The sequence below is a fragment of the Bacillus swezeyi genome, from assembly GCF_030908325.1.
GTDB lineage: Bacteria > Bacillota > Bacilli > Bacillales > Bacillaceae > Bacillus > Bacillus swezeyi.
This window is the reverse complement of the sequence record NZ_CP133085.1, coordinates 492,396-508,915: the sequence shown is the minus strand read 5'-3', so window position 1 is coordinate 508,915 and position 16,520 is coordinate 492,396. Positions and strand designations below refer to the sequence as shown.

General features: G+C 46.6%; 1 protein-coding gene. It reads right to left on the bottom strand.

Annotated elements, in window-relative coordinates:
* Positions 1-9: 9 nt before the first annotated feature.
* Entirely contained in the window at positions 10-16,488 is a 16,479-nt protein-coding gene (locus tag RBH91_RS02305; protein WP_307894626.1) for a non-ribosomal peptide synthetase, read from the bottom strand.
* Positions 16,489-16,520 lie beyond the last annotated feature (32 nt).

Below are 16,520 nucleotides of genomic sequence, written 5' to 3'. Positions count from 1 at the left end.
CTTCCCCTCCTATAACAGTTGTTGTATCTTTGTGCTGTCTCCCGGGTGATAGCTTCGCAGTTTCTGAATGGCGGAGCTATGAGTTTCCGGATACACTTCAATTGTTTCTTCAGTCTGTCCCGAGTCATTGCCGGTTTCGTCGTTTGCCATCTTCATCATCACAAGCTGTTTCAGCGATCCCCCGAGCAGCAATTCCAATGCTTCCATCGCTTCAGGGGCTTCAATGGAGCCTATGCCCGCCTGAGCCATTCTTCGCTGATAATCAGGTGAGGAAACAACCCCAATGCTCCCCCAGTAACTCCAATTGATCACAGCCACTGTACAAGGCCATACTTGTGAAAGCCGATGAGCAAAAGCATCCTTAAAGCTGCAGCCGGCAGCATAATTGCTCTGTCCGGAAGCTCTTGCAAATGATTGTACTGAAGAGAAAAACAAAACAAAGTCCAAGGGCTCTTTCTGGAAGACTTGAGCCATTCGCACACTTACATCCACTTTTGCAGAAAGAACATTTCTGAAACGTTCCTCGTTCATATTCATCAGGCTTTGGTCTTGCAAAACGATGGCAGAATGAATGATGCCGTTGATCTCCCGATGCATTTGTTTGATGGTCGCATAAGCGGGCTCCAATTCCTCTCGGTTTGCCGCATCAGCTTCGATGTAAAACGGAGCCGGCCCTAAACGCGCAAGTCTGTCCAGCTTGCTTTGAATGGATGCATCTTTTTTTCTTCTGCCAATCCAAATGACATGTGCTTGGTATGTTCGAATCACATATTCGCTCCAGGCTTCTCCAATTCCGCCCGCGCCTCCTATGACAACATAAACGCCTCCGTGCTTATACTTGGTGTGCACCGGCTGATTGCTGTGTACAGGGATCAGACGCTGTTTATGCCAGATCTTGTTCCGATACGCCCAAGTATTTCCCTCTCGGTCGGTAGGCAAGGAAAAGATCTCAGACACCGGCCAATCCTCATTTTGATCTACATCGATCAGCTTTGTCTGCCAGTTTATATATTCTTTTGCCATCGAGCCGATCAGACCGTGAACACCGGCATCAATTGGATCGACAATGTCATGCTGATCAACACATTGCGTATTCGCCGTCACGACCGTCCAGCTTATCGTCTTCTCTCCATAGCCTAAAGAAAGCATCGCCTTAATAAGTCTGTACAATTGAATAACGCCTTGGTTTTGGGCTTCAATCATTCCATCACCGACTTCGCACTCCGTAACACGGGAAGGAGAAATCCACACAATACGGTCAAACGCACCAAATGCTTCAAGCTGGTTTGCGATCTCATGAATAGAATCGTGCGGCTCGATGTGCAGCTCTTTGGCAAGCGGGAACTGTCTTTGCATAGCGCTTCTGCTGTTGTCATCCCCTCCGAGGATGACAACACGCTCATCAGCAGACGGAATGTCCCCGCTCTTCTCCGTTTTCACTTGATCCCATACCGGGGCCATTAGAAGTGCTCCATTAAGAGACGCCTCAATTTCGGACGATTTCAGTTCTTCCGGGCGTTGAATGTCTTCTTCCATCATCCTTGAAGAGATGCCCTTGATTCTTACACACACTTGGCCTTGTTCATCACACAAATCAATATCAAGTCTTTGTATTCTGTCCTCGTTTGGACGAGATGTGACAGACACCCACATGTTATTTGTACATGGACTATATACTTCAAGCTCTTGCAGTGCAAAAGGCAATGAAAGCTGTTTGTCACCGGAATTCAGCTTTAACCCGATCGACGCCTGCAAAGCAGAATCCGTCATACTCGGATGAAGAACAAATTCGTTCAGCGTTTGAGATACACTAGGAGGCAGTGAAAGCTCTGCCAAGGCTTGATTGCGGCCAATGTAAAGCTGCTGTATTCCTTGAAAACCGGGTCCGTATTCTATGCCGATCGCTTTAAATAACTCATAGCACTGTTCGTTTGCAAGTGCGCTTTGACTGCATTGCGCTTGCAGCGCGCTGATGTTATGGGAAGGAATGTCCCTTGCTCCGCTTATTTCAACACTGCCCTGACTGTGTATCTTTCGTACGTTCTCCCCGTCTTCTGTAAAGATTTCAAAAGCAATCTCACCATCGCGCTGAGGATCAAGACTGATATGCACTTGGACAGGCTGATCATCCGCCACGATCGGCTGCACCCAAACAACATTTTTTATATGGATAACAGATTGATGATCTTTGAGTCCCCGCACTGCCTGCGAAATGGCTGCATGCACCATCTCAAGATATGCCACCCCCGGCATGACCGGCTTTCCCTTCACCTTGTGGTCGGTGAAAAAGAACTCAGTGCCTGTAAAGGTTGAGCTGAAACGCTGCTCTGACAAATCGGAAGTGTTGGTCTGTACTAACGGGTGCAAAGCTGCTGTAGCGACAGTTTTTGGCGATACCTTATGTGTAATGGCTTCATCTTTCATATCCGTTATCCAGTAGCGTTCTTTTGCAAATGGATAGGTCGGCAAACTGATGCGGTTTGGCTGTTTGCCGCTATACAGTTTGTTCCAATCTATTTTTAATCCTGCCACCCACAATTCAAGCAGTTTTGCATATATTCCAGGCTCCCAGTCATTTTTGAGTGTTTTCTGAATTTCTTCGTCTGACCTGAGCGTCTGTAATATCCCTTTATCTGCCCTGCCTCTGCACATGTTCTTCGCATTGGTTTGTCCTTCTATAAAGAGGTGCAGTTTTTCCAGCAAATCTTGAACCGAGGCGGCGATAATCCCTAGTCTCTCCTCCATTGCATCGCGCCCCTCTTGGAGTGTATAAGCAATATCAGTGAGATCATGATCTGTAATGGAATGCTTGCTGATAAAATCCGCTAATTGCTGTGCTTGGTCCTTCAGGCGGTCGTCATCCTTTGCCGACAAGACAAAGATGCCCGGGTGTTGTGATGTCACTGCCGGCGCTTGTTCAGAAGGAGCGGTCTCTTTTGGAATATATTCCTCAATGACCACATGGGCATTGACACCGCCTATGCCAAATGAACTGACTCCGGCTCGGCGAGGCAGCTCCCGTCCCGCTTCATCTCGCAGCGCTTTCCACTCTCTGGATTCCTGCACGATATAAAACGGACTGTCTTCTAATCTGATATACGGATTGAGTGTCTCACTGTGCAGACTTTTTACCAGCGTTTTGTGTTTTAGCTGCAATAAGATTTTGATGACACCAGCCACACCGGCCGCGAGCGATAAATGGCCGATGTTCGTCTTTGCTGAACCCAATCCGCAATGGCTGGCATGAACAGAAGGATCTCCCGTTTTCTCGTACAGCTCTTTAAAAGCAGCCTTCAGTCCGTTGATTTCCACCGGATCACCAAGCTCTGTTCCAGTTCCGTGCGCTTCAATATATGTCACGGTTCTCGGGTCAATTCCCGCCTTCACATAAGCGGTTTTTACGACTTCTGCCTGAGCCTTCGGATTAGGAGTCGTCAAAGAATTCGCGCGGCCTCCGTGATTGACTGCACTTCCTTTGATCACACCGTAAATATGATCGCCGTCGCGTTCAGCAGCTTTAAGTTTTTTCAGGAAGAGGATGCCTGCACCTTCACTGACCGCAAATCCATCGGCTTTGTCAGAGAACGTTTTGCATTTTCCTTCTTTGCTCAGAGCCCCGGCTTTATCGTAGGCGATGTGGCCTTGCGGTGTTACAACCGTGTTGACGCCTCCCGCGATCGCCATTTCACAGTTTCCGTCTTCAATTGCGCAAACCGCATGGTGAATGGCGACCAGTGAGCTTGAGCATGCGGTGTCAATCGGTTCGCTCGGTCCATGAATGTTCAGAAAATAACTGACTCTATTCGGTCCGGCAGAAGGACTCATATTAGCAGCTGCTGAGCCTTCGATATCTACATTTGACAGAAGAGAGCTGTATCCCGTGTTTCCAGTACCGATGAATATGCCCGTTTTGGTTCCTGATAGGCTTTGGGCTGAATGTCCCGCTTCTTCTATCGCTTTCCAAGCATAGGTCATTAATAGACGCTGCTGAGGCTCCATCTGCTCAGCCTCAAGCGGGGAAATGCCGAAGAACAACGGATCAAAGTCGGCCACTCCATCAATAAAGCCGCCCCATTTGACGTTCGTTTTATTTGCTTCTTTTAGAGGGTCTCCGTAGTACTCACGCCAATCCCAGCGGTCTTTTGGAACCTCTGTAATACAATCCGCCCCTTCTTTCAAATTCATCCAGTATTCCTCTACATCCTCTGCCTTTGGGAAAACGCCGCTCATCCCTACAATGGCAATGGGTTCAGGCTCAGGCACATGCTCGGCTGCCTTCTTCACTGGCAGCTCCTTTGGATTAACAAAACGGTTTTCGGTTGAAAACCTGATGTCTTTCATGGCTTTTTCCGCAGGCTGTACAGGCTGCTCCTCTTTGACAGTTGCTGCAAATTGCGCAGAGAATGTATCCTGATATTCAGCTGATAAATACGCAGCAAAGGCATGAACGGTTGCATGCTCAAAGAAAATTGTAGGCGTCAGATCCAGTTTGTATTGTTCATTCAGTGCATTAGCGAATTCAGTCAAAGTGATTGAATCAAATCCATATTGATTAAACTCCATATCCGGATCAATCTCTTCAGGTTTGATTTTGAGCAATTGAGAGATTGCTTGCTTTAAAACTTCTTGTATTTGGTCCAATAAGCTGTCTTGATCGATTCTTGCTTCCTGGGTCACCGGTTCTTGCGTTGTTTTTTTCGAAACACCTTCAGAAGGCTGCTTTTGAGACAGCTTTTCCCTCATCATGTCTTTGATACCTTCCATGACGATGACGTTATCTTTACCGAAGGCCAAGCCTTTATAAAGTGCCTGAATACCGGTTTCGGTTCGCATAGCTGTAACGCCCGTATTTTTCATTGTCATTTTTTCAGTTTCTTTATTTACACGCATACCGCCCTCTTTCCACAGCGGCCAATTGATCGACAATGTTTGGCCGTGTCTGTACATGGCGGTCACAAGCGCATTACGATAAGCAGCATAACTGTCCATAAAGGCATTAGCCATCGCATAATCCGCCTGCCCCGCGCTGCCGGTGACACTAGATATTGAAGAAAAGAGGATAAAGAAATCTAACGCGAGATGCTCGGTTGCCTCATCCACATTTACGAGTCCTTTTACCTTAGGGGCGAGGACCTGCTTTAGTTCTTCATTCGTTTTATTCATGAGATAGTTGTCTTTAATCAGTCCAGCGCTGTGAATCACGCCATTCAAGTCTTCGTAATCAGCGGTGATACTTGTGATTAACTCGGAAGCAGCCGCCGATTGGGTTACATCGATCTGCCTGTACTCCGCGCGAGCACCCATGCGTTGCAATTCGTTAAGCTGTGAATACTGATCGGCGCTAAGCGCGGACCGGCCTGTAAGAATCAGAACAGGCTGGTTGACTTGGCTTGCAATTTCTTTCGCAAAAATAAATCCAAGTCCCCCTGCGCCGCCTGTAATAAGGTACACACCCTTATCCCTCCACGGCAATCTGATTTCTCGTTCAGGCGTATGAATTTCATTTAATTCCTTGATGTACCGTTTGCCTTTTTCATATTTGATGCGCTGATCTCCTGTGTTTCTTTTATTCTCTTGTACTATATCTGCGATCCTTTCAATTGTTTCGTTTGTATCGATTTCAATCGTCTGGCTTTTCAGCTTTGCATTCTCCAGACCGGCCGTTTTAAGGAGCGCCGAAAGCCCTGAGAATGAGTAATGCTTTCTTTGTGCGGAGGTAAGCATTTGGATCAGAACATTGCCTTGCGGCTTGCTTTTGAGGATACTCTGAATCGTCTCAAGCGCTTGTTCGGCATAATCTTGGAATCGCTCTGCCAGACCCTCCCGGTAAGACTCCAATACTATACATTCCGTTCCATTGAGCTTTGATTCAATGCTGTCTTTTGAGAGTCCGTTCATGTCACAAAGCATGACAATATGCCGTTGATATTTAGGCTCCGGAGCGTCTTTGTCGGTATCCTTAGGCATCCATTTTTCCTCAAACATCAAAGTTTCCTTTGTTTGATCGGGCTCCGCTGATCCAGTATCATTCTCTGCCGCTCTGAAAGACAATCCTTTTATCCGTACGCAAACATTGCCGTTCTCATCTAATATATCGATATCCCGCTTTTGTACCTTATCAGTCGCTTTGCTGTCTTCACTGTATCTGGCGTATACCCACATTTTCGAGGAACATGTCCCGAAGACTTCAAGCTCTTGAACCGCAAAAGGCAGCATCAGCCGGTTATCTCCTGCGCCTGTCAAAATGCTGGATGCCTGCAAAGCGGAGTCCATCAGACCCGGATGCATGTTGAATTGGCTGACCGTATCCAAAACAGACGGGTGCAATGACAAGCTTGCCAATACAAAATGTTCAGCTGTATAAATCTTTTCCACCCCGCGATAAGCCGGACCGTAGTCAAAACCGATCATTTTATAGGTGTCGTATACTTCGTTTACAGTGAATCGAGTTTGCTGACACTTCTGGCGCAGGGATTGTAAATCAATGACCGGCGTATCCGCAGCAGGGTTTAATACAGCGCTGCCTTGACTGTATACGATTGGTTTGTCACCCGCCGTTTCCGGGTTGCCGTAGATTTCATACGTAATGTCACCATGCTCTTCCGGAAAAAGCCTGATGTTTACTTGCAGCGGCTGGTCCTCCACCACAATCGGCCGCACCCACACTGTGTTTTTCAGCGTCATGCTGTACTGACCGTTTTGTACCTCTGCCGCCTGCTCGATGGCAGCCCGCGCCATTTCGAGATGCGCCACCCCCGGCAAGATCCGTTGGCCTTTGACAACATGATCCGCAAGGAAAAACTCTTCTCCCGTATAGATGGAGCTAAACCGCTGTTCCGATAGATTCGATGTGTTTTGATGCATTAATGGATGCAACACAGCCGCGTTGATGGAAGATGCTTTTTTGTCGGTTTCAAGGCTTCCGCTTTCAATTTGATCAGAGATCCAATAACGGTTTCTCGCAAACGGATATGTCGGCAAACTGATGCGCTGTGGCTGATTCTCGCCATACAGCTTCATCCAGTCCACATCAAGCCCTTTCACCCATAATTCCAGCAGTTTTGCATATTTTCCGCGTTCCATCCATTTTTCTACCGCTTCTCGAATTTCTTCATCTTCTGTCAGCATTTGCAGCGTACCTTTATCAATCCGCCCTCTATATACATCCTCCACATTATTTTTGCCTGCTGCATAGTCTTTTAGCTTGTCTTGCAAATCCTCAATGGACCCGGAAATGATCCCCAGCCGTTCTTCCATCGCGTCTCGTCCGGCTTGCAGCGTATAAGCGATACTTGCGAGATCTGCGTCTTTATAAGTATGCTGACCTAACGCTTCTGCCAGCTGCTGTGCGTGTTCTTTCAGCCTTGCTTCATTTTTGGCTGATAAAACGAAAATACACGGCTGTTCAGAAGTGATCGACGGTATGTTACCTGTGTCCGCCTTCGGAATATATTCCTCGATGAGCACGTGGGCGTTTACCCCTCCGATACCAAATGAACTGACGCCTGCACGGCGAGGCAGCTCCTGTCCCCGCTCATTCTGTATTGCTTTCCATTCTTCTGTTTCCCGAACGATATAAAACGGGCTGTTTTCCAGCTGAATATACGGATTGACAGTCTCGCAATGAAGACTTTTCACCAAGGTTTTGTGTTTAAGCTGCATTAATATTTTAATGATGCCTGCTGCACCGGCTGCAAGCGATAAATGCCCGATGTTTGTCTTCGCTGAACCGAGGCCGCAATAATGATTGGCAGATGTGTCTCCTTCGTTTACACCCAGCGCTTTAAAAGCCGCTTTCAATCCGTTAATTTCAACCGGGTCTCCAAGCTCCGTTCCGGTTCCATGAGCCTCAATGTAGCTCACAGTTTTGGGATCGATTCCTGCCTTTTGGAATGCCGTTTGAATGACTTCCGCCTGTGCCTTCGGATTAGGCGTCGTCAAAGAGGCGGCACGTCCGCCGTGATTGACTGCGCTCCCTTTTATCACTCCGTAAATATGGTCCCCTGCTTCTTCAGCCGCTTTTAATTTCTTTAGAAACAGAATGCCGGCTCCTTCGCCGTGAGCAAAACCATCGGCTCGATTTGAGAACGTCTTGCATTTGCCTTCTTTACTCAGGGCACCCGCTTTATCAAAGCTGATATACACCTCAGGCAGAATAATCGTATTAACGCCGCCGGCTAATGCCATATCACAAGTGCCTTCCTCGATTGAGGAAATGGCGTGGTGGATAGCTACCAATGAACTGGAGCACGCCGTATCGATAGGTTCACTTGGCCCATGCAGGTTAAGGAAATAACTGATACGGTTCGGGCCGACTGAAGGGCTCGTGTTAGCCGCCGCTGAGCCTTCTATTGCCGAGTTCGCTTTTGATAAAAGAGAGCTGTATCCTGTATTTCCCGTTCCGATGAATACGCCTGTTTTTGTGCCTGACAGACTTTTTGCCGAATACCCTGCATCTTCGATCGCTTTCCATACGTATGTCAGTAATAAGCGCTGCTGAGGTTCCATTTGTTCTGCTTCACGCGGGGAGATGCCAAAGAATAATGGATCAAATTCCGCAATGCCGTCGATAAAACCTCCCCATTTTACATTCGTTTTATTGGCTTCCTTCGCAGGGTCCCCTTCATATTCGCGCCAATCCCATCGGTCTTTCGGGATTTCCGTCATGCAGTCTTTGCCTTCTTTTAAGTTCTTCCAGTAGGCATCGACATCTTTCGCCATAGGGAAGATGCCGCTTATTCCCACGATTGCGATTGGCTCGGGCCCGGATTCACTCTGTATGGTTTTTGGCGGCATAACTGACTGCTTCCGGCGCCTTTTAGCTGTGACATGCATCGTTTTATCCTGTTCAGATGCAGGCTGAGCCTGGGCTTTCGGCCTGGTCCGCACCGCAAATGTTTCCGCAAATACCGCTTGATATTCTTCTGACAAATGCTTGCCAAACTCATGGATCGTCGGGTGATCAAAAAAGACGGTTGGCGTCAGCGCCAGTTTATAGATCCGATTGATATGGTTGGTGAATTCCGTCATGGAGATGGAATCAAAACCGTACCCCGTCATTTCGGCATGGTCATCAATCGTTTCAAGTTTAACCTTTAATAGCTTGGCAACCTCCCGCTTCAGCATCGCCTTTACTTTATCCAGCAAACTGCCTGTATCAATGCTCTTTACCGATTCAATCATGGTTTCTGTTTCCTTCTTTTCAATAGGCGCTGAGGCTGTTTTTGGCAGCATGTTTTGTTTTATTTTTTGAACGTCGCCTTCAATCACCATGACCTGGTTTGCCTCGGTATTGAGCGCTTGATAAAAAGCCTGTATGCCTTTGTCCGCTTCAAGAGGAACGATTCCGGCCAGCTGCACAAGCCTTGTCTCCGTTTCACGATCGACCTTCATGCCGCCCTCTTTCCATAATGGCCAGTTTACAGAAAGCGTCCTGCCATGCCGCTGACCGATTCCAGCGAGTGTATTGCGGTATCCGGCATACATATCCATAAATACATTCGCTGCCGCATAATCAGCCTGACCGATGCTGCCCATACTTCCTGAAAGAGACGAAAAGAGAATGAAAACATCCAATGCCAAATCCTTGCTCGCTTCATCCAGATAAACGAGTCCTTTTACTTTAGGCGCCAGCACCTCATGCAGGTCTTCTGCTGATTTATTGACCAAGTAGCTATCTTTAATGATTCCCGCGCTATGAAGAATCCCATCAAGACGGCCGTGTTTTTTCTGAATATCGTTCATTAACTGGTACACTTCGATTTTATCGGTAACATCTGTTTGCTGATAGGTGATCATGGCCCCCCTGGCGCAAAGCTCTTCAATTTTTCCCCTTTTACTTTCATTTAGAGGTGAACGGCCCGTCAGAATGACTGTCGCATTCTTCGTTTGTTCCGCAATTTCTTTTGCGAAAATAAAGCCTAAGCCTCCGGCACCGCCTGTGATCAGGTAGACGCCATCGTCTTTCCACGGCATGCCGATGTCACGGCTTGCCGTTTTCATTTCAATCCAATCTGCAATAAATCGTTTACCGTTTTGATATCTGATATGTGCACCGCTGCTCATTTGATTTTCTTTCAGTTTGCCGGCAATACTTTCCCCGCTTTCTTCACTGCTGATTTCAATCATTTGCCCGGTTAGTGTGGCAGTTTCCAGTTCGGCCGTTTTCAGCAGTCCTGTCAATCCTGAAAACAATTGCCGCTCGCCTTCTGCGGAAGTCACGACCTGAATCAGAATATCTCCTTGCGGTTTAGTGCGCATCATCGCCTGCACTTTTTTAAACACTTGTTCCGTATACGAATGAAAACGTCCATCCACTGAAGAAGGCCTTTCTTCGAGGCTGAATACATGAACATGCTCCATTTCTGCTTCGATCTTTTTTCTCATGTCTTGATCACATTCACAGAGGAACACGAGATGTTCTGCATATTCTTTTGCCGCTTTTGCGTCAGCCTTTTGTTCTTTCCAAACAGACTGACGCAATAAGGTCTCTGAGTTTGATGATCCGGTTTGTGTGTCGGCCTCCATCACTCTCGTCGAAAATCCTTTCATACGTAAGCAAATGGTGCCATGCTCATCGCATAGATCAATGTCGACTTTCTGTATCAAATCGCCCGGTTTATTTTTCGAATTGAATTGAACATAAACCCACATGTCAGAAACGCATTGATGAAAGACTTCAAGCTCCTCTAAAGCAAATGGCAGTGCCGCTTGAAAGTCTTCACTGTCAGAAAGCTCCGCCCTGGTGACGTTTTGCAAATATTCTGCCGCCTGTAACGCTCCATCCATTAAACTTGGATGAAGAACATAATCGTCTGACGTATGCGAGACAGATTCCGGCAGCGATAATTTGGCGAGCAGCTGGCCGTCTCCTTTATAAACAGCCTCTACACTCTTGTATCCAGGACCGTAATCGGCTCCAATCATGCCTTCATAAAATAAGGAGGCGTCCATTATGCCTTGATGACATTGATTCTTTACCGCCTCTAGATCCAATGCCTCTGAATGCTGCGGCTGACATACTTCCGCTATGCCCTGGTTATATACAATCGGTTCTGCGTCAGCGGATTCCGGTTCACCATACATCCGGTAAAGAATATGTCCGCCGTCTTCATCATAGAGTCCGATGTTGACTTTAACCGGCTCATCTCCCGCTACAACCGGACGCATCCAAACCACATTTTTCAGGCGGATTCCGTTTTCTTGATCTTCTAAACCGCCAATTCCTTGTTCGATAGCGGATCTTGCCATTTCAAGCGTGACAGCCGCCGGCAAAATCGCCATCCCTTTAATGATATGCTCGGTAATAAAATACTCCTGTCCTGTGAAGATGGAGCTGAACCGCTGCTCCGATAAAACAGATGTATTATGGTGAACCAAAGGATGCATACGCGATGGTTCGGCTGTTTTGCTATTGTCCGTGCCGATCTCAGGCCAGTACCGTTCTTCAGCAAAAGGATATGTCGGCAGACTCATACGGTGCGGCTTCGTATTCGGGTAAAGGCTGCGCCATTCAACACGAAAACCTTTGGCCCACACTTCGGCAAGCTTTTTCAGTTTGCCTTTGGAAATCCATGATGCAACAAGTTCTTCTGTTTCATCATCTCCAAGCAAGAGCTCAGCGGATTTCATTCGCGTTTTTTCTCCTTGAATACAGCCTTCTGTCAATGGTTTTCCATTCACAAAACTCTCCAGCTGCTGTTTCCATTCTTCCATATCGTTCGCTATAAAAACGACTCTGCTGTCCATCGCCTCCCGGCCGACTTGGAAGGTGTATGCCAAATCCCTTAATGAGATCTGCGCTAGCTCGTTTTGACTGACAAATGTCAGCAGCTCCTCTACATATGCTTGCAGCCGCTCCCTGTTTTTTGCCGATACCGGAATAAGGTACGGTCGATTGCCTTCGTTATCCGCTTTTGTATCATGGGCATTTTCATATTGTTCGAAAATCGCATGAGCGTTCGTTCCGCCAAGCCCGAACGAGCTCAGCGCCGCCCGATGTACACTTGCATTTTTCTCTAACGGCTTTCGTTCGCGGACAACATAAAATGGAGAGCTGTCAAAATGAATATTCGGATTCGGCTCATGGCAGTTGATGGTCGGCGCGAGTTCGTTATGGTATAAGCTCATGGCAACCTTAATGGAGCCGGCTAATCCTGCGGCTGTATCCAAATGTCCGATATTGGTTTTCACCGAACCGATTCCGCAAAATTGTATTTTGTCCGTGTATTGCTTGTACACTTTGTTTAAGGCGGAAATTTCAATAGGGTCGCCTAATTTAGTCCCTGTACCGTGTGCTTCAATGTAGCTGACAGTCTCGGGATGGATATTGGTTTCATCCAATACGTTCTGTATGACCTCTGTTTGGCCTTTTACGCTTGGTGCATAAAAGCCTGCCTTATCAGCCCCGTCATTATTGATGCCTATTCCGCGCATGATGGCGTAAATATGATCTCCGTCTTTTACCGCATCCACAGCTTTCTTCAATAGGACGACAGCTGCGCCTTCTCCGCCGGCCATTCCGTCAGCTGCAGCATCAAATGCCTTAACATGCCCGTCGCTTGAAAAATTCAATCCGTTTTGATGCACATAGCCTATTCCTGACTGTGCGTGCAAGGTTGCGCCGCCAACAAGCGCGTATTCAGATTCACCAGATGTTAGACTTTTGTACGCTTGATACAAACCCACTAGTGAAGAAGAGCAATTGGAATGTACAAAGTAGCTTGGCCCCTTTAATCCGAGCTTGTGCGAGATCATTGTCGGGATGGTTCCGCTTTGGGCTAATACCCATGAGACATAGCCATCCGGAGATTCATGCCCTTCTGTCGTCTCCTTTGGCAATAACGTTCTGTATGAATTGTTGCTTGCAGACATATATACGCTTGTTCCCGGAATCTCTTTTGCCACATAGCCCGCATCCTCAATTGCTTTCCAGGAATGCAGCAATAAGAGACGGAGCTGAGGGTCCATAAACTCAGCATCTTTAGGAGAGATCTGAAAGAAACCTGGGTCAAACAAATCTTTTCCTTCAATCGCAGATTCCACAGGAACGTAATCAGGATGTTGGATCAATTCTTCAGGCACACCATATTCACGAAGCTCTTCTTTAGAGAAAAACCGAATACTTTCCTTGCCTTCTTTGATTTGATTCCAGAACTCATGATGATTTTTCGCACCCGGAAACTGGCAGGAGATCCCTACAATGGCAATACTGTCGTCAAAATACGACGGCAGCCCTTGCTGTTCCGGCTGTTTCTCCCTCTTCACATTCCGCTTGCTTTCATCTTGAGGTATGGCCGCCGCATCTGTGTTTTTCATATCAATAATGTATTGGCTGATGGCCCGGATATTGGCGTACTCGAACAGCTCCGTTACACTGAATTCACAATCAAATTCTTTTTGGATCCGTTCCGCCACGGACACGGCGAGAAGTGAATCACCTCCCACATCGAAAAATCCGTCTTCCGGCCCAAAGCCGCTGACTTTCAGCATGTTCTCCCAAATGAGCTGCACTTTGCCTTCTACTTCTGATAGCTGTAAGTGATGTGTTTTCCTTTTATTTAAAATGACCTTGCGGTGTTCCAATTCCTTGCGGTTCACTTTCCCGCTCGGCGTTAACGGCATCTCATCCAGGCGGATAAAGTGTGCAGGTATCATATATTCCGGCAGGCTGGATTTCAGGTGGCGGCGCAATTCTTTTTGATCGATAGGCGGATGTCCATTTTGCTCAGTATAATAAGCAGCCAGCTTTTTATGGCCCTCCAGCTGTTTGACCACTACTGCCTGATCTAAAATGCCCGGATATTCACTCAGCTTCGTTTCTATTGCGCCCAACTCAATTCGGAAACCGCGAATTTTCACTTGGCTGTCAATACGGCCTAAATATTCAATATTGCCGTCAGGCAGCCATCTTGCTGAATCACCGGATTTATAAAGCTTTGTCCCTGGTTCAAATGGATTGTCAATAAATGTTTCGGCTGTCAGACCGGGCTGGTTATAATAGCCCCTTGCCAATCCGTCTCCTGCGATGCAAAGCTCCCCGGGCTTGCCGATCGGAACAGGTTTCAGATGCTGATCCACGATATAAATCTTCGTATTAGATACAGGCTTGCCAATCGGCGTATGATGACTGGCGATATCCCCTGTTCCGCATCCGAAATACGCAGCGTAAATGGAGGCTTCCGTTGGTCCGTAAATATTTTCAACACGGCAGTTTTTAAAGATGGTTACCGCCTTTTTCACCAATTCCTTAGGAAAGGCCTCTCCTGCAACCATCATGTATTTGATCGGTCCATCCTCAGTTAACTGCCTGTTGTCTTTCGCCGTTTCCAAAAATACATGCAGCATGGCTGGAACAAAATTAATATGGGTCACTTTATATTTTTCAATCACATCCATGCACAGCTGTGGTGATTTCTCTCCATCCGGCGGAAGAATAATGAGACGGCCATTTCCGATAAACCAGCCGAATAATTCCGATATGGATACGTCGAAAATATAGTTCGTCTTTAATAAATAAGCATCAACAGCAGTAACAGGATACTGAGATTCAAGAAAATTCAGCGTATTCATAATGCTCCGATGCTCTACCATGACTCCTTTAGGCTGACCGGTACTGCCCGAAGTGTAAATGATATAGGCGAGATGATACGGTTTTACTTCCCGTTTCAATTCTCTGTTTTGTTGTGCCGTATTAGTGTGACTGTAAGCCAAATCAATATTGATTACTTTTACATGGTCATCATTTAATTTGTTTACTTTGTCATAAAATTTAGATTGGGTAAGGACAATGGATGCTTCACTGTCTTTGAGCATGTACTCTAATCGCTTTTGAGGGGAGTTCGGATCTAAAGGCACATACGCTCCGCCGGCTTTAAGAATCCCCAAAATTCCGATCATCATATCAAACGAACGCTCTGCACAAATTCCTACCGGGCGTTCAGGTCCTACCCCCTGTTCCTGGAGGTAGATGGCCAGCGATGTGCTTTTTCGATCTAATTCCTTATATGTAAGAGTCTCCTCTTCGAATACGACCGCTATCGCATCGGGATTTATTCTCGCTTTTTCCTCAAAAATCTCATGTATGCACTTGTCTTTGGCGTCATTTGTCTTTGTTGCATTCCATTGCTCGAACAAGTTGATTTGTTCTTGATTTAACTGTAAAGAGTATGTTTCAAGTGATAATGACGGATCGTGAATGATGTTTTCAGCGAGTTTGATATAGTTCTCCATCATTCTTTCAATGGAGGATAATTCATATACATCAGGGTTATACAGAAGATGAAGCACTGTTTCATTTTCTTGTTCATACACTTCCAGTGCCAGCTCGAATTCTCCCTCTTGCCGAATGTCTTCGATATATTCGATGCCGAGAGTTTGATATTGTTCCAGCATTTTTTGTAAGCCTGCTGTCTGAAAGAAGTTCTGGTAGAGAAAGGCCGTTTGAAAAACCGGAAAATCGGCTGCTGAGCGATCTACATTCAGTTCTCTTACCAGTGCCGGAAACGGGTATGCCGCATGGTCCAGGCCGTCGGCCACTGTCAGCTGCAGGTCTCGAAGGAACTCTTTGAATGTTTGCGTTCCTATGTCTTTGCTCCGAACAGCCATCATATTGATAAAATATCCGATGATCGATTCAAAACCGTCTTCAGGCCGCCCCATAGTCGGAACGCCGACAATGATGTCCTTTTGTTTTGTATAGTGATGCAGCAGTACTTTATAAATGGAGAGATACACAACAGATTCGTTCACATTGTGAGAACGGGCAAACGATTTTATTTGTTTGCTCAGGTGATGAGGGAGCAAGCTTTTGTAAGCTTGCCCCTTATATTTTTGTGCTGAAGGACGGGGACGGTCGGCCGGCAGTTCAAGAACAGGCAGCGTCCCGGAAAGCTGCTCTTTCCAATAAGCGAGATGCTCAGCTCCTTCTTTAGCGTCCAGCAGACGATTTTCCCAGTCAACAAAGTCAGGATAATCGGCTGGTAAATTCTGCATCACCAACTCTTCGCCTTGCAGCAATTGTTGATACGCCTCTAAAAGCGTCGATATAAATGTCAGCATTGACACACCGTCAAATATGATATGGTGAACCGTTATAAGCACAACGCATTCTTCCTTTGACTGATGAAAAAGATGTGTGCGCATTAACGGACCTGTTTCCAGATGAAAAGGTTCTTTAGCTTTTTCTTTTAGGAAGGGCAATATCTCAGCTGAATTCATAGCTGACATATCCGCTTCCTCAAAATGAAGGGCCTGTGACGGCTGAACCGTTTGAAAAGGAATGCCGTTTTCCTCTTGAATCACACTCGTTAAAACAGGATATTGTTTCTGTACAAACAGAAGGGCTTGCTTGAACGTCTCGACATGTAATTTTTTGCTGATGCGAAAGCATAAAGGAATATTATATGCACCCATATCAGGAGACATTTTTTGAAGCATCCATAACCCTTTTTGACCTTCTGAAAGCGGGCTTTTCAACTGACGCTTCATGCCTTGAAGATGTTCTTCTACCTCAGTAATGG